At 43.7% G+C, this 22,208-nt stretch carries 11 protein-coding genes; 8 read left to right on the forward strand and 3 right to left on the reverse strand.

The features are described from left to right. From BET10_RS06435 to BET10_RS06460, 6 genes are all read left to right on the forward strand, one after another. The coding region (locus tag BET10_RS06435; protein WP_139158742.1) for a non-ribosomal peptide synthetase at positions 1-3,045 on the forward strand (3,045 nt) is incomplete at its 5' end. Between the two features lie 535 nt (positions 3,046-3,580). Beyond that, positions 3,581-6,013, forward strand: coding sequence for an ABC transporter permease (locus tag BET10_RS06440; protein ID WP_070984167.1), 2,433 nt, complete (start codon positions 3,581-3,583; stop codon positions 6,011-6,013). 32 nt (positions 6,014-6,045) lie between these two features. Further along, a complete protein-coding gene (locus BET10_RS06445) occupies positions 6,046-7,302 on the forward strand; it encodes an efflux RND transporter periplasmic adaptor subunit (RefSeq protein ID WP_070984169.1) in 1,257 nt (418 codons plus the stop codon). A gap of 31 nt (positions 7,303-7,333) precedes the next feature. Continuing rightward, complete coding sequence (locus BET10_RS06450; RefSeq protein WP_070984171.1) at positions 7,334-8,083, forward strand: ABC transporter ATP-binding protein; 750 nt, start codon at positions 7,334-7,336, stop codon at positions 8,081-8,083. A gap of 270 nt (positions 8,084-8,353) precedes the next feature. After that, positions 8,354-9,721: a sigma-54-dependent transcriptional regulator gene (locus BET10_RS06455; protein ID WP_205987524.1), complete on the forward strand. Its 1,368-nt coding sequence runs from the start codon at positions 8,354-8,356 to the stop codon at positions 9,719-9,721. Further along, positions 9,702-10,991, forward strand: a complete 1,290-nt coding sequence (locus BET10_RS06460; RefSeq protein WP_070984173.1) for a sensor histidine kinase — start codon at positions 9,702-9,704, stop codon at positions 10,989-10,991. The genes BET10_RS06455 and BET10_RS06460 overlap by 20 nt, the downstream gene beginning before the upstream one ends. A gap of 105 nt (positions 10,992-11,096) precedes the next feature. Here the strand turns inward: BET10_RS06460 and BET10_RS06465 are convergent, their stop codons facing one another. Both BET10_RS06465 and BET10_RS06470 read right to left on the reverse strand, forming a co-directional pair. Continuing rightward, the gene (locus tag BET10_RS06465) at positions 11,097-13,319 is read right to left on the reverse strand and encodes a TonB-dependent receptor (RefSeq protein WP_070984175.1); all 2,223 of its coding nucleotides are present in this window, start codon (positions 13,317-13,319) and stop codon (positions 11,097-11,099) included. 395 nt (positions 13,320-13,714) lie between these two features. Further along, a complete protein-coding gene (locus tag BET10_RS06470) occupies positions 13,715-16,042 on the reverse strand; it encodes a DEAD/DEAH box helicase (protein WP_070984177.1) in 2,328 nt (775 codons plus the stop codon). A 131-nt stretch (positions 16,043-16,173) separates the two neighbouring features. Between BET10_RS06470 and BET10_RS06475 the strand changes: the two genes are divergently transcribed. Further along, the gene (locus BET10_RS06475; RefSeq protein ID WP_070984179.1) at positions 16,174-17,004 is read left to right on the forward strand and encodes a M90 family metallopeptidase; all 831 of its coding nucleotides are present in this window, start codon (positions 16,174-16,176) and stop codon (positions 17,002-17,004) included. Positions 17,005-17,114: 110 nt separating this feature from the next. Further along, positions 17,115-20,300: an amidohydrolase family protein gene (locus BET10_RS06480; RefSeq protein WP_070984181.1), complete on the forward strand. Its 3,186-nt coding sequence runs from the start codon at positions 17,115-17,117 to the stop codon at positions 20,298-20,300. A 1,436-nt stretch (positions 20,301-21,736) separates the two neighbouring features. Here the strand turns inward: BET10_RS06480 and BET10_RS06490 are convergent. Then, positions 21,737-21,991, reverse strand: coding sequence for a helix-turn-helix domain-containing protein (locus tag BET10_RS06490; RefSeq protein ID WP_070984186.1), 255 nt, complete (start codon positions 21,989-21,991; stop codon positions 21,737-21,739). Positions 21,992-22,208 lie beyond the last annotated feature (217 nt).

Genomic DNA, 22,208 nt, shown 5'->3' on the forward strand with positions numbered 1-22,208 from the left:
AAGAACGTGCATTTAGACGCACAGGCGAATCAGGATGTGCCGTTTGAGCAATTGGTTGATAGATTAAAGGTGCCTAGAAGCACAAGTCACACACCACTGTTCCAAATCATGATGACAATGAACACAGATTACGGTGTGGGAGAGACAAGTAAGCACACTTTGGCGGGCGTGGATATCGCACCTTATGCATCAGATACGATTGCAGCGAAGTTTGATTTAAACATCGACCTGAGTATGAATGATGATGGTGTTGGCATTCACTGGACCTATGATGTGAGCTTGTTTAGTGCACAAGCCATAGAGCGTTTAAATGACCATTTATGTCGTTTGTTGAGTGCACTGAGTGATGTGAATGAGCAAGAGGTTGCCCCACATASACTGCCTATCTTGTCAGAGGCAGAGCAACACCACTTGGTACATGGGCTCAACAACACAAAGATGGACTATCCAAAAGACAGCTGTATTCATGAGTTGTTTGAGCAACAGGCGCAAGCGACACCAGATAAAGTCGCGGTGGAGTTTGGGTCACAGCAGCTGACTTATGGCGCATTGAATCGCAAGGCGAACCAACTGGCGCATTACTTAGTGAATACACAGGGTGTTACCCCAGATACCTTGGTGGGATTATGTGTAGAGCGTTCATTAGAGATGATAGTGGGGATGTTAGGTATTTTGAAGGCGGGTGGGGCGTATGTACCACTTGACCCGAATTACCCACAGGCGCGTTTAGACTACATGATTGAAGATGCTGGTTTGGTGAATATAGTGAGTCATCAAGCGGTACTTTCACGCTCGATATTGACTGGGTTCCGTGGCGAGGTAATTAACTTAGATGCGCAAAGTGCGTACGAGCATTGCAGCACGACAGACCTGACAAAATCCATGTTGGGGCTTAGCTCAGAGAATCTGGCGTATGTGATCTATACCTCAGGTTCAACGGGTCAGCCTAAGGGAGTGATGATTGAGCATCGCAGTGTACAAGCTTTGGCAAGCGAAATTCCATCTTGGTTTGATGAGGTAAATACGATCGGTTGGAGCTCAAATTACATATTTGATGGCTCGGTAAAGGGAATCATTCTCCTCTTCTGTGGCCGTAAAATGATTATTCTCAGTGATGAGTGTAAAAAAGATCCTGCGCTGTTGCGACAGTGTATAGAATCACATGATATTGAGTTGCTAGATTGTACGCCAACCTTGTTACAGCATTGGATTGATGGCTGGGGAGAGTTTACACCACCCAACTTAATGGTTGGAGGAGAAGCAATTTCAAGTAAATTATGGCAGCAACTGGTGGATTATCGTCAGCGTGGAACAAAGATATTCAATGTCTATGGACCAACAGAGTGCACGGTTAACAGTACACGGGCACTTGTCAGCACCGAGATAGCAACGATTGGCCGACCTTTAGCATATGTGCAGTGCTATATTTTGAGCGAAAATGGCAAAAATGCCTTAGTACCCTTTGGAAGCATAGGTGAACTATACATTGGTGGTGATGGCTTAGCTCGTGGCTATTTGAATCGTCAGCAGTTGAGTGCGCAGCGCTTTATCGCCAACCCATTTTATGATGCCACGCATCCAAATAGCTCAGAGCGCTTATATCGTACCGGTGACTTAGTGCGTTATTTACCAGATGGCAATTTAGAGTTTATAGGGCGAGTGGATGATCAAGTTAAGATCCGCGGGTTTAGGATTGAACTGGGTGAAGTCGAAGCGCAACTCGCAGTGCAGGAGGGAGTGGAATCTGCATTGGTGATGGCCAAAGAGCTGGCGGGTTCGCTACAGTTGATTGGTTATATCAAAGCCAGTAACACGTTAAATGAGGCGGGTCAGGTTCAGCTTATTACTGAGATTAAAGAGCGCTTAGAAAAGTCTCTGCCTGATCACATGATGCCAAGTGTACTTATGGTAGTGAATGCATGGCCTTTGACTGCAAATGGTAAAGTAGATAAAAAAGCGCTGCCACAGCCAGATTGTGCGAGTTTACAAGGGAAGTATGTAGCACCATGCAGTGATGCAGAGCATGCTCTAGTAGGTATATTCTCACAACTGTTGGGTATTGAAGCGGATAAAATCAGCACGACGGCGAATTTCTTCGACCTCGGCGGACACTCGTTACTTGCTGTGAAACTTATGGCAAAAATTAGTGCGCATTTTGAACAGACGTTATCGTTAGCAGAGCTATTTAAAACACCAAATATAGTAAAGCTAGGTGAGCGGCTCACCATAGAAAAAGAGCAGTCTTTTAGCATTACTGTACCTTTACATAACGAGGGTGAGGCGCAGACCTTATTTGTTGTGCCAGGAGCAGGAGGCAATGTGTTGTCGCTTCAGCCAATGGCGCAAGCATTGCGTGGTACTTATGCTGTATATGCACTACAAGCAATAGGCTTAGATGGCACTATGACTCCATTGGAAAGTGTGGAACGCACAGCGCGTGAAAACATTGCGGCACTAAAAGAAGTTCAGCCCAGTGGTCCTTATCATCTAGTAGGGCATTCCTATGGTGGTGTGGTGGCTTTTGAAATGGCGAAACAGCTATTGCTAAACAATGAGTCAGTTGCTTCATTAAAACTGATTGACGCCTACGCACCGCTTATATTTAAGCAACAGTTTAAACAACGATATGGTGGGCAAAATACACAAATGGAAGAGTTGTATAGCGTTTGTGTTAACTTTGCACATCAGTTTGGTGTGGCCATAGAGTTAGATATACAACATTTACAGTCGCTCACAGACAGTGAGCTTGGGCAGTATGTATCCAGTTGTTTCCAAAGCCAAGGTGTTGATATGACGCCAACACAATTTGTTACTTATTACAGCGTGTATAAGGCAAATTTAAACTGTTATCTCACTTATTTGCCAACCAAACTGCCAAGCACGTTGAATATAAGTCTTTATCGAGCAATACACTCTTTTGATGGAGCACATATACCTGACGATTATGGTTGGAATGACTTGTTGATGCAGCCACTTACGATTGTAGATGTTGCAGCTGATCACTTCTCGATATTGACGCAACCTCATATTCAGGAGGTATTCTAGTTGTATTCAAACTGTATGATGTTTGTTGGAGGTTAACCTGATTGACCTCTAGTTTCTGTTAAGTGTAAGTCGCAAAGTATTATCGATACTTTGCGGCTTTTTATTTTCATCTCTAAATCACTGATATCAGTGGCTGGACTCTTCACTTCGCGCCGTGTTTTGGTATCTCTAGGAGTGACTTTAGGAGCTCACGTTTGCCTTGATGATTGATTCAATAACCACAATTGTATTCATGTTTGGGGTGGTCATTGATTGGTATTAACCGTCCGATATCGGGCTGTAAGTGTTCGATATCGGTCTATTGAAATTGAAACGCTATTTCTAAGCGTTGTAGGGTGACAAGCTAAATACGAAGTTGTATGGAGGGATTGGTTTAACTTGTTGTTTTAAATGGTTTTAAATTCTTTGTTTTAGCAGGCCGTACACACGTTGAAAAGTGGCTATAAGTGGCATGTTATTCGCAATATTAGTTTTATTGTTGAAAATTGATCGTATGGCTTTATTGAGTCAAATCGTATAAAACAGGAAGCAAAGGATGAACCAAAGTATTTATCTATTAAAGCAAGCTTGGGCTGGATTACGCCTTAAAAAGGGCTTTTCAGCCACTGTCATTGCAACACTGGGGATAAGTTTGGGTGCTTTATTATGCATTCTGACGTTAGCGTATATCGTAATTGTTAAACCTCTACCTTACCCCGAACAAGGTGCTTTATACCAGCTTAACTCAGTGGTTAAAGATAAAAATGCAGAGGTGCTTGGTAGGGCGTATAACTATCCTAGTTTAATTCACCTATATGACACGCAAACTGTGTTTAGTGAATCGGCCATAGCGCTTTATAGCGAAAGTGTACTAAGCTCGCTTGCGACTCATCCAACGGTCAAGACAATCTATGCAACACCTAAATGGTTCACGTTATTGGGCAGTCAAATGGCCCTTGGTCGGGCATTTGAGCAAACTGAAAACAAAGAAAGCTATAATCCCGTCGCCATCTTGAGCTATCACACATGGAAGCAAAAATTTAACTTAGATAGCGAAATATTAGACAAAACCATTACGGTCAGCGGGAACAACTATAAGGTTGTGGGTGTGTTGTCTGAGTCATTCGTTGAACCTCAGCTTGCTGGTACAGGCAGTAAAACTGATATCTATTTACCTTGGGATTTTAACTCATACCACCAGAGTGATAATTGGAGAAACCGTTGGGGTGGATTTATCACCCGATTACACTTTATTGGTAAACTTGATGGTCAAATGGCACCTTCACAGATTGAGCAAACCCTCACTGGACCTTTCAATAATTACTGGCAAGAAAACGTATCAGATATCGCACGCTTTAAGGGGTGGACGATTCAAATGGAATTGAAGTCATTTAAAGAAGCAATATTGGGAGACAGTACTAATACGGTGCTACTTTTACTGGCGGGTGTAACAGGACTGGTACTGATTGCATGTACTAATATTACTAATTTATTTATGTCTCGTACGGCTGAACAGCAGCGTCAATTAGCAATCCAAGCTGTTGTGGGTGCTAAAAAGCGTCATTTATTCCATTCGTTACTTACAGAGTCGGCATTATTAGTTTTTGCATCTCTGGCGTTGGCTTTAGTTATTGCCAATAGTGGTTTTTGGGTACTTCAACATTACTTAGCGTCTAGCTTTCCACGTATCGATGAGCTGGCATTAAACGGATTTACCTTTGTATCTGCTGTGCTTATTGCGCTAATCATAGCTTTATTTTTCGCGCGTTTAAGCGCTGGTATCGTTAACTATAAAGCGCTGAACTCTATTCTACAGTCAAGTGGTAAGGGCACCGGTGTGCAAGTTTCTGAAAAAGTGAGAAGGATACTGGTGATTTCACAGGTGACGATTGTAACGACGCTGGTATTTATCAATATTGGTCTTTTGAAAGACTCTTTAAAAATTATTACAGAGCCATTGGGCTTTGAAACAAAGGATATTACGACTTTTAATATCAATGTTAACGGATCTAGCAATTTGTCGAGCGAGCAGCTTCAAGCACTTATGTTAGAGCTAAGAAATAGACTTCAGGCTTTACCGCAAGTTGATGATGTATCTCAGGCTATTTCACCGCTAGAAATCAATGGGATGCGTATTCAAACAGTTGAAGAAACTCAAGAAAGCCTGACGATTCAAAGTCGCTACATTGACGATAGGTACTTCAACATGACGGGGCAAACACTGATCGAGGGTAACTTCTTCAGTGAATCAGATTTTAAAGATCAAAACTACAGCATCATTATCAACGATGTGTACGCAAGAAGGTTGGCAGGTGAAGGCAGTGCGTTGGGTAAAAAAATCTCAGTTGGCGGTGATTTACTGAGTGTGGGGGGGGTTGTCAAAGGCGTTAAAGTTCCAAATGAAACAGACATTCCAATGCGCGCCTATATGTTGACATCTGCTGATGAGCGTCAATTCATTTTAAAGATGAAACCTAACCAAACCTTGTCTCGTGAAATGATAGCGTCAATTCTCAAAGAAGTGAGCAGCCAGTTGTATCTAAAAGATTTAGATACATTAGAGGAAAAGAAAAGTCAGATGTTGTTCACTCAGTACACTACGGCTATCACCAGCTCTGTTTTAGCAACCTTGACGTTTTTGTTAGCCACTATTGGCTTGTACGGTATTCTTAACTACGCCACACAAATGCGTAAGTTTGAACTGGGGACTCGTCTTGCAATCGGTGCATCACGTAAGGATGTGATTAGTTTAATCATAAAAGATAATGCGGGTTCAGTTGTGATAGGCCTTGTTGCAAGCCTAATCATTTTACTCGGTCTATACATTGGCTTTGCACAAGCGTTAAGCAGCTACGTAAACATGGGGACGGTGGCGATGTTCTTCGTGACACTTGCGCTTATCAGTTTAATGACATGGTTTGCGTGTTATTGGCCTCTACGCTCAATTATTAATGTTATGCCTATTCACTCGTTACGTGATAGTCAGTAATCAAGCTTTAGCTAAACAAAAGGTTCGGGATTATGGATGTAGTTAAAAAGAAGCCCAAAAAACAATGGTTGGCAAACAAATATCAATTAGTGGCGGTAGTATTACTTGTCGTAATCGCTTTAATTGCTTGGGCTTTGAAAGCGGCTGGAACGGTCTCGGTATCTCGTAAAGATGTACTTGTTGAGAAGGTAAAGCTGGGTGATCTAGAAGTTGTCACTGAAGGCTTTGGGGTATTGAGCTCCAATCGACAACAATTGCTGACTGCATTGACGCCAGCTACGGTTAAAGAGGTTGTATTGAAACCTGGTGCTCATGTGGAGCCTGATAGTGTGATTGTACGCTTAGAAAACCCTGAATTAATTCAGGAAGTTGAGGATGCTCAGCAAGAGTTATTGCAGATTATGGCTAACTTGCGGCAACTGAAGTTAAATAACCAGAGGGAAATACTGAATGAAACAGCGAATCTTGCCGAGTTGACGGCGCGTTATGAGTCTGCAACGCTCAATCGCAAAGCTGAAGAAAAGCTAATAGAACAAGGCATTGTATCTCAATTGGCTTATCAAGAGTCGGTGCTGGAAGAAAACCAACTGGCGAAGAGAATTGAAATACTTAAAAAACGTATCGAGCAACTGAAACTAGTTCATCAAGAGTCTGTAAATATTCAACAAGAGCGACTAAAGCAACAGCAAGGTCAGGTGAAGATTAGACAAACTCGTCTAGATGCATTGGAGGTAAAAGCTGGGTTTTCAGGTGTTTTGCAAAGGTTGTCAGTGGAACTGGGGCAAAGCTTAACGCAAGGTCAGGAAGTTGCATTGATAGGCAGCGTTACGGATCTAATCGCTTTAGTTCGAGTGCCACAAAGTCAAGTACAGCAGGTTGTTGTTGGCCAAACAGCGATTGTTGATACGCGACGGGACAAAATAGTTGGCAAGGTTTCACGTATTGAGCCTATTGTTCAGGACAATACGGTAGAAATAGAAATTGCCTTGCCTGAAACATTACCTGCTAGTGCACGTCCTCAGCTGAATGTAGACGCTTCAATCATCGCTGATAAGTTGCAACAGGTGCTTTACATTGAGCGTCCGGTCAATGTAAAGCAACATAGCAAAATAAATTTATACCGCCTAACTTCAGGCAGCTCAACAGCACAACTAACAACTTTAGAGCTAGGCCAAATAGCAGGTCGATACATTGAAGTTATATCAGGCGCAAAGCCAGATGATGCTTTCATAATTTCAGATTTATCGAACCTGAAAAGTACAGCACCAGAATTGGCAATAACTCCTTAAAGAATATGGAAAAATTAGTAGGAATATAGATATGAGCGAAATTAAAATTCAAATGAAAAATATCTCCAAAGTCTTTGAAACAGAGGATATGGAGACGCACGCATTAAAAGACGTTAACCTAACTATCTATAAGGGGGATTATGTATCAATATCAGGCCCTTCTGGTTGTGGTAAGTCGACACTGCTTTCGTTATTAGGTTTGCTAGATATGCCGACAAGTGGGGAATATAAGATAGAAGGTGTTGACGTTTCTAACTTGTCACTAGATGAGGCTGCGGAAATTAGGAATAGTAAAATTGGTTTTATTTTTCAATCATTTAACTTGATAGATCAAATATCAGTGTTTGATAACGTCGCACTCCCACTGCGCTATAGAAGTGAAGCTATGAGCACCACAGAGATCGAACAGCGAGTGAATAAATGCCTAGAAATGGTCAGCATGACTCATCGAGCACAACATAAACCTAACCAACTATCGGGTGGTCAGCAGCAACGTATAGCAATCGCTAGAGCCTTGGTGGGAGACCCTGCTATTTTGTTTGTTGATGAAGCGACAGGGAACCTAGATTCTAATACGGGTGACCAAATTATGGATGTACTCGAACAACTGAATCAAAACGGCACTACTATTTGTATGGTAACTCACGAGTCTCGATACGCGGACAGGGCGACCAAGCAGTTTAAATTGTTGGATGGCGAGATCCTAACCACACCAACAAACAGAGAGTCTAACGTTAACAATACCGTTGAGGAAAGTGAAGAAGTACTTACTACTGATTAACCTTCTTAATTATATCAAGGCGTAAAGCAGTCCAGCTTCGCGCCTGTATGCTTTTTATATTGCGCCATAGCGTAGGGTATCAAACCTGTTGAATACACGCCGTGGTGCTTATCAATCTCGCACTTCAATCATTGGGTGCGATACTGATGCTTCCTGTATTTATCTTGACCCTATTATCCAGCTGTGTATCATAATCTCACACAGTGGCCAGCTATTGGCCTTATAGGTACCACGTCCTCAATAATAAACAAAAAGCAAGAAAGGAACGTCTTGAGTAAACCTTGTATTCTGATCGTCGATGATCGACACGATATTTTTCTAAGTACCAGCTTTGTATTGGAAGATAATGGTTATTCTCCACTTGAGGCCAACAGTCCAGAGCAGGCGCGTGATGCGATAAAGCACAACCATATTGACTTGATATTACTTGATATGAATTACTCTCGGGACATTACCTCTGGAGAGGAAGGTATTGAGTTTTTATCTTGGTTATCTCAGTCAGAGTATAGTATTCCGGTGGTTGCCATGACAGCATGGTCTAACGTTGAACTTGCCGTAAAAGCAATGCAACTTGGTGCTGGAGACTTTATTGAAAAGCCTTGGAAAAACCAGCGTTTGTTGCAAATTATCAAGCACCAACTTACGTTATCAAGCTTACAACAGCAAAATCAAAAGCTACAGCAGCGTTTGGAGCCTGAGTATCAGCAAGGCTATGCGTGGCGTTCTCCCTGTATGTTGCAGTTAATGAAACAAATAAACAATATTGCGGCAACGGATGTGAATGTCCTACTGACGGGGGAGAATGGGACGGGGAAAAGTCAGTTAGCCGAGAAAATCCATACCTTGTCAAAATACCAATCTGGGCCGTTTATTTCCGTTAATATGGGTGCTATCTCTGAAACTTTATTTGAAAGTGAAATGTTTGGGCACAAAAAGGGCTCGTTTACAGATGCTAAAAGCAATCGTATTGGTCGCATTGAGCTTGCCAACCATGGCACGCTATTTTTAGATGAGATTGCGAATATCCCACTCTCACAGCAAGCTAAACTGCTGCGAGTACTTGAGTCTGGACAGTATGAAGTGCTTGGGTCAAGCCATACACAGCAGATGAATACCCGTATCATCAGCGCTACTAATGCCGATCTTAAAAAGTTGATCCATAATGAACAGTTTAGAGAGGACCTGTTCTATCGGTTAAATACCTTGGAATTTAGAGTGCCGTCTTTGCAAGAGCGTACGCTGGATATCGTGCCGCTTGCGGAGTACTTCATTCAAATCTTTGCGCATAAATATCAAAGGCCCACTATTACGCTTACTGAACAAGCACAAGATATCCTATGCAATTATGCTTGGCCGGGGAATATTCGCGAACTTAGCCATTTAATGGAGCGTGCGGTATTGCTATCTCAGTCGGATCAGATCTGTGCTGAAGATTTGTCAATGATAACGCCAGTTAATGATGATCATCAGCCTAACGATACCATCACCATGATGACACTAGAACAAGCTGAGCGAAAATTGATAAAACAAGCCCTTGCAACCAGTGACAACAATATTACCCAGGCGGCGAATCTGCTAGGTCTTACTAAGTCTTCGCTATACAGACGCTTGGAAAAATATGATGACATTCAAAGATAAAACGCTGGAAGCATTTATTGCGTTTTGGTTGTTGCTGTTTGTGGCACTATTTTCGGCGGTAACGCTGGCTTGTGCTTGGTATTTTGCGTGGCTAACGTGGCAAGTTGTGTTATCGATGTGTGTGATGCTGTGTTGCTATACATATGCCATTGCGTACTTTCGCCAACGCATTTTATTGAGCTTTCACCGCGCTTTGTTACATATAGAATCAATTAAGCAAGAAGATTACAAACAATATGCTAAGCCTGCTTTTCCCCTCGGAGTGGTCGGTAAATTTCATCAGCACTTAAGAGAGTTAAGTGAAGAACTGTCGATTAAAAAGCAACGCTATGACCAACATGCGTTCTTGGTTTACCAATTGATAGATCAGCTCGAGACCCCAGTGATGGTGATCAATCAAAAAGATCAATTGTCGTATGCCAATGGCGCGTTTAGTTTGTTATACGATGGTCAGCCATGGCAGCGGTATCGCAATGCTTCACTTAAATTATTGGGCTTGCTTAAAGTTGACAACACATGGCAATTATTGACAAACAAACAGCAAATTAATCAGCAGTGGCAGATAAGTCATAGCATCTTTATTGATGCGGGTAGAACTTATCAGCTGCTCATATTTACCAATATTGAGTCAACAATCCGCAATAGTCAGGACAAAGCTTGGCGACAGATGGTGAATGTTATGGGGCATGAGATACGCAACTCATTAACACCTGTTTCTAGCATCGCTGAGAGCTTGTCTGCACGTGCAACTAATCAGCGCGATCAAGACGCCTTAGCGCTGATTTCAGAGCGTTGTATGTCACTGCAGAACTTCATTAATCGTTATGCCTCTTTGACCAAAGAAGTGAATTTACACTATGAGCAGGTTTTTGCTAAACAGTTGGCACAACAAGTTAAAGGGCTGTTTGAACAGCGCGCATTGCACGTTACCGTTAAGTCGGGGTGGATCTGGGCTGATAGGTCCATTTTGGAGCAGGTACTGATTAACCTCGTTAAAAATGCGCTGGAAGCGGGGGCAGAAACGGTGGACTTGGTGTTAAGCGAAGATAATCACAATACTGTCATTAAAGTCGTTGATGATGGTCATGGTTTCGCAAATGAAGAAAATCTATTTGTGCCTTTGTTTACCACGAAACAGGAAGGGCAAGGGATTGGGTTGAGTTTTTGTAGGAACGTCATTGAGCAACACAATGGCAGTATTAGTTTGGTCAACAACCCAACACACGGGGTCACTGTTACCATTACCATCCCGCTCAAGTCAGCCAAGTGAAACTAACCAATTAGTGCGGCGTACGTCTTGGGCGTTGGCAAAAGGCCAAAACAAAATTGCCAGCATGGATGCTGGCAATTTGCGTTCAAGGTATGAAACAAGTATTTAGAATGTCGCTTTGTAACGTACACCAAACTCGCTTGCATCGTTGCTCTTGATCACTAGGATGTAGTCACCTGTGTTCAAGCGTGCATCATCATAACGCTCATCGAAAATATTACGACCATATAACGAGATGTCCCAGTTAGCGTTCGCTGGCGCGTATGAGATATCAAAGTTGGTGGTAGTACGTGCGTCGATTTGTGTCATACGGCGAGGGTCTGAACTTGGTTCACCATACATATCATCACGGTAAGAAACGTCCAAACGCGTAGTGACAGTTGCACCATTGCTTAAGCCAAATTCATATGATGGGCTGATTGATGCTGTCCACTCAGGTGTGAGTGGTGCAACTGGTTTTACACCGTTTTGCTCTTGCACATCAACGTCCATAAAGCCAAAGCTTGAATGTAACGTAAAGCTATCGGTCACATAGTAAGTACTTTCGAACTCCACACCACGTGATGTTTGTTCAACAATCAGGTTGTTGGTGTCAAAGCCCGCGTCTGTTACTACGTTTACCTGATAAGGTAGGTCATCGTATTCAGTGTTAAAAAATGCGACGCTCATGCTGAAATCATCAGTCAACTGACCTTTAAAGCCTGTTTCGTAGTTAATTGCGCTGATGTTATCGCTGGCCATAAATGCGTTGTTAGCACGTACGATGGCAGCCGCTTCAGGGTTATCAAAACCACCGGCACCGAAGAACTGACCGATTAAGAAGTAAGGGCGAGCTGGGAACTGACCTGATTGATAACCAGTTTGTACGGTACCATACCAGTTTAAGCCATTTTCAAAGGTGTAATTGGCTGCTAATTCCCAAGAAATTTCATCCCACTCGCGGCTTGAGTAGATAGTGCCAACAGGGTCGAATACGTTAGTAGAAGCTGATTTTTCGTCTTCTGTGTAACGTACACCGCCCGAGATGCGTAAATCGTCAGTGGCATCATAGCCGACGTTAACAAATACCGCACGGCTGGTTGTCTCTTGATCAAGCTCCAACTTAGTTGGGCCACCGTCAAAGCTTGCCTCTGAGGAATCCTGACGGTTTGAACCTTCTTCATTGAACCAGTACACACCTGTCACAAAATCAGCGCGGCCTAAATAACCCGTTAGTTGTAATTCAACAGACGTTTGGTCAGCTGTACCACGCTCAGGGTAGTGGTCAAGTGCAACCGCTGTGCTGTCATCATCTAGGCCCGCTTTGTATTCACTTGAGCGCTTAGAGAAAATAAACTTGGTACCAAAGTCTGCATTGATGTCGTATTCAGCGGTTAAAGATACGCCGTTCGCTTTGTTAGAAACCGTTGATGTTTCATAGGTGCTCGTTGCATTGTCGTATGGGTCTGCTGTGGTTTGCTCATTGCGTAAACCATTTTGATACAAACGACCATTTGGCAATTCGTCTATTAGCGTTGTGTAAGGGCGTGTACCGCCTTCACCATCATTGGCATCTGCGGTGAATACTAAGCGTAAATCTTCGCTGGCATTGTATTTTACAGATACACGGCCGTGGAATTCTTGGTTCTCGCCTACATCGTATTCAGCGTTTGGCAAGTTTACAAACTCACCAATGCCGCCACGACGGTTAAAGCCCATGTTAAAATTAAAGGCTAAGTCTTCTGAAACAGCTTGGTTAGTAAAAATGCTACCTTTAAGGCGACCGCGAGTACCCACCTCAGCACTTACCTTAGTGACAGCGGCTTGATCAGGCGCTTTGGTAATGATGTTGATAGCACCACCGATTGAGTTACGGCCGTACAGTGTACCCTGTGGACCACGCAATACTTCGATACGCTCGATATTTGCTAGGTTCCAGTTTTGGCCAACTTGGCGACCAAGGTATACACCGTCAACATAAACGCTTACGCCAGGGTCTGTTGTGATCAAGTGATCTTGTAAGCCGATACCACGGATAAACGGGTTAGCTGAAGAGTTGTGACCCGCTGAGAAGCCTGTGATATTTAGGTTTGGAACAAATTTACCCACATCAGTGATATCCGAGATACCTTGTGAGTCTAAATCATCACCAGAGAACGCACTCATTGCAATTGGTACTTCATAGATAACTTGTGAGCGCTTTGTCGCGGTTACGGTTATGGCTTCCATTTTTGACTTTTCGGCTTGTGCTTCTTGCTCTTGGGCCATCACTGATGTTGAAGCTAAGCTTGCAAATGCTAACGCCAATGCGCCTGCTACAGGGTTTAAATTGCGTACTGTGGTGCTCATATTTGTTCCTCAGAAACGGTTAATGTTTTAAATCTCGTGTGTGTTTGGTTTCTGCGAGGGACTCGCCAACCGTGAATGCAACCACTAGCCGAACTGTTTGTAAAACGCGCGCGCAAAAACGCAATCATCCATGGGAGACTGCATAAATTTATAAGCGAAATACGACAAATTACAAAAATGAAAGGCCAGCAAAAGCTGCTATTCGATTGGGCGAGCATTATACAATGAGATATGCAGAATTGGCAATAAAAAATTAGCAAAGCTGTTCATTTTAAGTGCCTTTTTTGAATACATTTGTTGTTTAACTAAGCAGATATGCAAAATTTTACCAGTTATTGTGCCAAATAACGGAGTAATTAGATTGTTTTGTTTTTGTCTGTTTACAATGTTATCGGTTATTTTACATCTACCACTTTACTGGCTTTTTTGTACCTGACTTTAAAGCCAGGCCAAGCTGGCAGCTCCCACTTTTTTGGGGCATCTTTTCGATTACCACTGACATAGTTTAAAACAATGCGTTTAGCTGTGAACGAATACTCAACCTGCATCAATAGATCGTTGAGCTGTACATGTAGTGGATGTTTTTCAATGAATGGTTCTAGCTCCCAAGGCTCAAGTTGTTGATAGAACAAATCTTGTGGTTCAATCAGCTCTATATCATCTTGTTCTTGCAGGCCAAGCTCTTGTAGCTTGGTCTGTAGGTACTGCTGCGTAGTGACAGATTCAGCAGTGCTACCGTGTGCTTGGAGGTAGAGTTGGTGCTCGGCCAATGATTGTGTGATCTGCTTGCCAGCGGGGGCCAGTAGTTCACCTTTTAATATCAGCGCAACACAGGCGTCGATAAGCAACTGGCCAGCAGGTTCGACGAGTTGCTCATTAAGCTCAAGCCCCGCATACGCGTAGCTGAATTTTGCCATCACTCGGCCATCAACCAGACAGGCATCAATAAACTGTTGCTCACCAAGGCCTAGCGACGTGACCAGATTCAGACTAACAGGCGCATTTAAGGTGGCCAATGTCATGGCTTGTTTAGTGCCTTTGCCTGCTAGGGCATAGGTATCGAGCACTAACATGGCTTTGCAGTTGTCGTTAATGCGCGTTTCTTTTGCAGGGATCACTTCACTTTTACCATTGCCAAACGCGCCTCGGCGATTATTGCGTTTGACGAATAGCCAATCAGGTTTGGCTTTGGCAATCGCTTCAATGAGTTGATTTCTGTCGTAACTGGCAGCGTGTTTGCGCTGTGGCAAATCGAAGGCAATACGTAGCTGATCACTAAATTGTTGTGCTTCTTTTAGAGCATCAGGTTCTACTTTGATGTCTTCTAACTGCTCGCGCACTAGGGCGATGACAAATTCTAAATCACAGTGATTGGGTAAGCGCTTGTTCAAAGCGTCGATTTGCTCGGGTGAACTTGGCAGTTGATAAACGCGAGCCGGTACGCTAAGCACCGAGATAGCATCAACCATGGCCTGCTGTAAAGACTTACTGGGCATAGCACAGATTAAGTAGGCAAGTTGTGCATCAATCGGTAGTGGATAAAGTTGCTTGCCAAGTGCAGTGGCGCGTTGCTGTGCATCTATGGCGTTTATTTGGGTCAACATCGTGATTGCTGCAGCTTTAGAGGTTTGGGGTAATGGTTCAATAAACTCCATGCTATCCACGCCATTGCTAGAGCAAGCGGCCGCGAGTACCAATTCTGTGAGATTTTCACGGTGTATTTCTGGGGGGGTGGTATCAATAAGCGGCGCATGTTCACCGTAGAGTCGAATACATAAGCCTGATTGGGTTCTTCCTGCACGCCCCAAGCGCTGTTTGGCAGAATCTTTAGCAATGGCTTCAAGGTTGAGTACGGTTTTACCACCACGTAAATGTGTGCGGCGCTCAAGCCCTGAGTCAATCACACAGCTGACATTAGGGATGGTCAAAGACGTTTCGGCCACATTAGTTGCTAAGATAACCCGCTGTTGACTTTGCACATTCAGCGCCAAGCGTTGTTGCTGTGGATTACAGCCACCATACAAGCGTACGACCAGCGCATCAAGGTGTGATAACTGGCCCGCAGCGGCTTGAATCTCTGCTTTGCCGGGCAAGAAAACCAAAATATCACCATCGGTATTATCGAGCGCTTGTTCACAGGCCTCACGCACACGTTCACTTAAATTATATTTGCTGGGCATGGCGCGTGAGTCATTGGCGATAAAGCGCTCCTCAACCAGGAACATTTTGCCTTCGGAATGGAGTGTAGCTGCCTGTAAATATTGGATAAGTGGTTTGGTGTTCAGCGTTGCTGAGGTGACGATTAAACGGTGCTGGTTGTGCACTTTAAGTAGTGCGAGTAATAAGTCCATGTCCCAACGGCGCTCGTGAAACTCATCCAACATAACTACGTCAAAATCGCTTAATTGATTTTCAAAATACCAGCGTAGCGCCACACCCGGTGTGGCAAACACCACTTGCGTGTGCTCAGTAAAGTGTTGTTCAAAGCGAATGGCATAGCCGATTTGATCGCCAAGCTCAGTATTGTCCTGTTGTGCGAGGTACTCTGCCAGTGACGTGCAGGCAATGCGACGCGGTTCAATCACCAGCACTCGTCCTTGCGCACGGGCCCACAAAGGCAAACACGTTGACTTACCCGAGCCTGTTGCTGCGCTGACCACCACATGATTATTGGCGAGGGTGGTGAGAAAGTCAGATTGTATGGCGAAGATAGGTAAAGACATAAACGGGTACACAGATAAAGCTCACAGAGGCGCAAATTTTATCAAAGCTGTATTGAAAAAGCCGCAGTTTGTACCAACTATGTTTAAAAAGGTGAATAAGTAACCATCATGTATAAGGTTAAGTAATCTATATGATAAATGTTTTTTTGTTGTTGGCTTTGGTGGTTTTTGTGGTGTTGTATTGGCGTTGGCAACACATTCAAAACCTGCTTTGGGCGCGAAAGTATAAAGAGATAACCCTGAGCCAACCTGACAGGCAGGTGCTGTTGCAATACATGCCAATTTATCGTGCGATGACTGATGCTGACCGAGTTGCGTTGGAAAGACATGTCGCTTGGTTTTTGGGGGAAAAGCGTATTTTAGGCCGTGATGGACTGCGGGTGAATCGTGCAATGGAATTGATTGTAGCGGCGGATGCGTGTTTGTTAGTGCTTAACCAGTCTTGGCCGCTGTATCCAAATGTTAAAGAAGTCTTGCTCTATCCAAGTAGCTACTATGTGCCGCAAACCAGCCAAGATGCAGCGGGCTTAGTGAACTATCACACCTCTGTTCGTCAGGGGGAGTCTTGGCCTGGCGGCACATTGGTGTTGAGCTGGCACGATGTATTGGAGGGTAACCGCCTGCCGGGTGATGGTCATAATTTGGTGTTTCACGAGTTCGCTCATCAGTTGGATCAACAAACAGGACAAACCAATGGTACGCCACAACTGCCATCTAAGCAGGATTACGCCGATTGGGCACGAGTATTCAATCGAGCATACAGCAATTTAAAAAGCCATGTGGCCTATCAAATGCCTCATGTGATGCACAGTTATGGGGCCACCAATGAGGCGGAATTTTTTGCTGTTCTTACTGAAACTTTCATCGAAAAGCCAGCTCAGTTGAGAGACTACGATCCCGAGTTATACCGTCTGTTAATGCGCTATTTCAAGTTTGACCCAGCACAGTGGCAGCGATATTGAGAGAAAATCTAGACAATAGCCGTATAAATCTGTAATTGATGGCATTTTACTGGCAACTTTAGCTAATTTTTGCTGTGATGGTGCAAATTTTAGTTGAGAGTATAAGAATGATGAAAAAGCAGTTTTATAGCGCACTGTCGCTCTCTATCGCATTGGCACTGGGCACAAGCAGTGTAGCCAGTTATGCAGCAGAAGAAAAATCGCAAGAATGGCAAGTAGACGCCCCTCAAGGTGAGTTCTTAGACGCGAAGATCTCCGTCACGCAAGGTACATGGATGAACGTGGATGTGAGTCCAGATGGTAAAACCTTAGTGTTTGATCTGTTGGGTGACATTTACAGCATGCCAATTTCAGGTGGTGAAGCAACGCAACTTACCAGTGATATTGGCTGGCAAATGCAGCCACGCTTTAGCCTTGATGGCAAACACATCGCTTTTACCTCGGATCAGGGCGGCGGTGACAACATTTGGCTAATGAACGCAGATGGCTCAGAGCAAAGGGCTGTGACCAATGAAACATTTCGTTTGTTGAACAGCCCAGCTTGGAGCCCAGACGGCGACTTTCTTGTGGCACGTAAGCACTTTACAGCATCACGTTCTTTGGGCGCGGGTGAAGTATGGATGTACCACAAATCAGGTGGCAGCGGCGTACAGTTAACGAAGCGTGAAAACGATCAAAAAGATTTGGGTGAACCTGCATTTTCACCAGACGGCCGTTACGTGTACTTTTCGCACGATGCAACACCGGGTAAAACGTTCCATTACTCAAAAGACTCGGTAGCGGGTATCTACAAAATCAAACGTTTTGACCGTGAAACAGGCGAGATTAAAGTTATCTTATCTGGCATGGGGGGGGCTATTCGACCTACACCATCCCCAGATGGTAAAACCCTTGCGTATGTTAAACGTGATGATTTCCAATCAAGCCTTTATTTGTACGACTTAGAGTCGGGCAAAGAAACCAAGTTGTATGGCAATCTTGAACGTGACATGCAAGAAACATGGGCGATTCATGGGGTGTACCCAACGATTGCTTGGACGCCGGATAACGAAAGCTTGGTATTCTGGGCGGGTGGTAAAATTCATAAAGTGGCGGTTGATGACAAATCGTTTGAAACCATCGAGTTTAGTGTTAATACCACCAAAAAAGTACAAAAAGCACTGCGCTTTGCACAAGACATCGACCAAGCACAGTTTGACGTGAAGATGTTACGTAATGTGCAGGTTTCTCCAAACGGTGAAACGGCTATTTTCGAAGCCATGGGCCATATTTACTCGCGCGATTTAGCATCGGGTAAAGTGAAGCGTTTGACTAAGCAAAACAGCCACTTTGAATTTTTCCCACAGTTCTCTCGTGATGGTAAGAAAATTGTTTATACCACTTGGGATGACAATGAGCAGGGCAGTGTGCGTGTGGTCTCAGCAAGTGGCGGCAGTGGTAAAGTTATCACCAAAGAGCCGGGTAAATACGTTGAACCGACATTTAGCCCTGATGGTAAAACCGTGGTGTTCCGTAAGTCTCGCGGCAGCTCAATCTTGGCACCTGAATGGTCATTAAAGCCTGGTTTATACCAAGTTCCAAGCAATGGTGGTGACGTAGAACTTATCAGTGAAGTGGGCTATCAAGCACAATTTGCCGATAGCAACGATGTAATTTACGTGATGGCACAGGGCAAAAACCCAGAGCTGCGCGCGATTGAATTAGCAACGAAAAAGTCTCGCACGCTTTATGATGCAGAGCATGCCACTGAATATCGTGTATCACCAGATGGTAAATATCTGGCATTTGCTGAGCGTTTCAAAGTGTTTGTAACACCATTTGTGCAAACTGGTAAAACCATCTCAATTTCTCCAAATGACAAGCAATTCCCCGTGCAGCAGTTATCTGTACGTGCGGGTGAGAATATTAGCTGGAGCGCCAAAGGTGACAAGCTTTACTGGAGCTTAGGGCCTGAGCTATATCATGCAAGCCTCGATGGCATGTTTGACATCAAGCAAGACAAAGACGCTGACTTCAAAGTAAAAAGCGGTACTGACATTGGCTTTAAACAAGACATGGCAGAGCCTGAGGGCATGATTGCGCTGACAGGTGCTAACATCATTACCATGCAAGGCGATAAAGTGATTGAAAACGGTGTGGTACTGACCGATGGTAAGCATATCAAAGCAGTAGGTAGTGCCGGTGATGTTGCTATTCCTAAAGACGCTAAAGTGATTGATGTAACAGGCAAAACTATTATGCCTGGACTGGTTGATGTTCATGCTCACGGCTCGCAAGCCAGCGAGGAGATCATTCCAGAGCAAAACTGGAAGAACCTAGCAGGGTTAGCGCTAGGTGTGACTACTATCCATGACCCGTCAAACGATACTACAGAAATCTTTGCAGCCAGTGAAATGCAAAAGGCGGGTAAGATTGTAGCACCGCGTATCTTCTCAACGGGTACTATTTTATACGGTGCCAATGTACCGGGTTACACAGCACACATCGACTCACTAGATGATGCTAAGTTCCACCTTGAGCGCTTACAAAAAGTGGGGGCGTTTAGTGTTAAGTCATACAATCAGCCTCGCCGTGAGCAGCGTCAACAAGTTGTTGAAGCAGCAAGAGAAATGGGCATGATGGTGATGCCAGAAGGAGGATCGCTGCTACAACACAACCTGACCATGGTAGTAGATGGCCACACGGGGGTTGAACACTCAATTCCAGTTGCCAATATTTATGATGATGTGAAGCAATTGTGGTCGCAAACCGAAGTGGGTTACACGCCAACACTGGGTGTAGCGTATGGTGGTATCTGGGGTGAAAACTATTGGTACGATAAAACCGATGTGTGGAATCACCCACGATTGAGTAAATTTGTGCCTAAGAACCAGTTGTTACCGCGTTCTATGCGTCGTATCAAATCACCTGATCATCACTATAACCACGTAAATAACGCGCGCGTTGCCAAAGAGCTACAAGAGTTAGGCATTTTGGTGAACCTAGGTGCGCACGGTCAGCGTGAAGGCTTAGCAGCACACTGGGAAATTTGGATGTTTGCTCAAGGTGGTATGACGCCACACGAAGCACTGCGTGCAGCAACGTTAGACTCAGCGAAGTATGTGGGCCTAGACAAACATATCGGTTCTATTGAAGCCGGTAAACTTGCTGATTTAGTGGTACTAGATAGCAACCCGCTTAAAAACATTCGTAATACAGATAAGGTGGCTTACACCATGATCAACGGTCGTTTGTTTGATGCCGAAACTATGAATGAAGTAGGTAAAAAAGAGCGCGATAAGTTGTTCTTCGAATAACCATTGTTTTGCTTTGAATTAAAAGAGGCCACACTAAGTTGTGGCCTTTTTTTGTTTGAGATGTCGTCATCCTGACGAAGGTCAGGATCTCGTACTAAATCGTGGTCTTTTTGTTGAAAGTGACGAGATTCTGAAACAAGTTCAGAATGACGAGCGAAATTTGGACGAAGGCGCGGCTTAAACAAACTAGGATGAAAGCACTATTCATGCAAATATGTCGTCATCCTGACGAAGGCACTGCTCAAGCACATATGTTGTCATCCTGACGAAGGTCAGGATCTTTTAAAGGAATTGCATTAACACCAAGTTATGGCCTTTTTGTTGAAAGTGACGAGATTCTGAAACAAGTTCAGAATGACGAGCGAAATTTGGACGAAGGCGCGGCTTAAACAAACTAGGATGAAAGCACTATTCATGCAAATATGTCGTCATCCTGACGAAGGCACTGCTCAAGCACATATGTTGTCATCCTGACGAAGGTCAGGATCTTTTACGAAATTTCGGTCACATTTGAGCTTTTGTGACATAGCTTTCTGAGAAATACCCGCCTTTAACCGCATTGACCTCAGGTCGTCGCCACTGATCATATCACTCCCTCGCTATGACGGCTCAAATCTTCGCTGTTTATGTTTTTTCTCTGTCACAATCACCATAGTTAACAGTAGGGCACAGGAGACGGCCCAGCCAATATAGACTAGAGATGTAAAGTTATAATAGATGATAGTGATGCTGTGGAATCCAAGTACATGCCGTGCTAAATGTTCAACCAATCCTAGCAGGCTAACCAACGCTAAATAGATAAAAGTCCAGTGAAATAGCCCATCAAAATAAGTTAACTCAATTTTAGTAGAACGAGAGAGTACCCTTGATATTTGTACTCTAAAAATCAGTAGTATTACAGAAGTCACCGTGATTAAAAGGTGCGTGCCGAAGATCAAAACGCCGTGCAATATCCTATTCTTTCCAGCTGTACTAAGGTCAATTATTCCATATGCAAAAATGATGTACTCTACTAGATTGATAAACATAAGTATCAAAGCGATATGGAGCACATTTGGCTCTTTCCTTATTAGGCCATAAAGTGCCGTTAGCGCTATCGTGGTGACGTAGATCTCAGAAGTAATTTTTGGGTTACCTACCAAAATATAGAAGATCGTGAGCGCAAATATTATAAGTGTAATTAGTTGAGAAAACTTCACAATGTTACCCGCCGTGTTTTTCTGTGATAGGCAAGGGTGGTATATGTGAGGCTTGACTGGGGGTATCTGGGACCCACGGACCACCTCCGGCGCTAATTAATGTACATTGCCCACAACTTAACAGTTGTTCCAAATAGGGAGTTCTCTTTCTGAAATTCCAACCTCGTGTTGCTTGCCTTTGACTGAGAAAACTAGTTAAACCAATATTAAAAATATTTAGCAAGTTGGCTCTTTTCATTATTCATCATCCTGTAATTTTGATTTCTCAGAGCAGCTAACTTCATCGTTTAGGCCTTTGATTTGGTTAAGCAATGAGTCAACGTCGATTTTACAATATAAAAACCATTTGAATAGCTCTTTGGAGCGAATGTCGCTTACCCCAAATTCATAGTTACTAATTGTTTTACGGTCGCACTCCAGTTTTCTAGCCATCTGCTCCTGAGAAATGCCGGCTTTTAACCTCATCGACCTTAGATCGTCACCATTAATCACGTCCTTTCCCTTTTTATTGCGATGGGGAGATTTTTCCGCATCTAAATATACATAATATTAACAATGGTGGCTTCTGGTAAAACAAAAAATGGTTTTGTAACTTTAGTAATGCCAGTAATAAACAGTGTTTAAGCCGTGCAGGGCTTTAAGGGACAGATTATTTCAATAGGGTTAAAAAATCAACATTTTGTTTACTATAGGTGTAAATCCATTTATC

The organism is Pseudoalteromonas amylolytica (assembly GCF_001854605.1).
GTDB lineage: Bacteria > Pseudomonadota > Gammaproteobacteria > Enterobacterales > Alteromonadaceae > Pseudoalteromonas > Pseudoalteromonas amylolytica.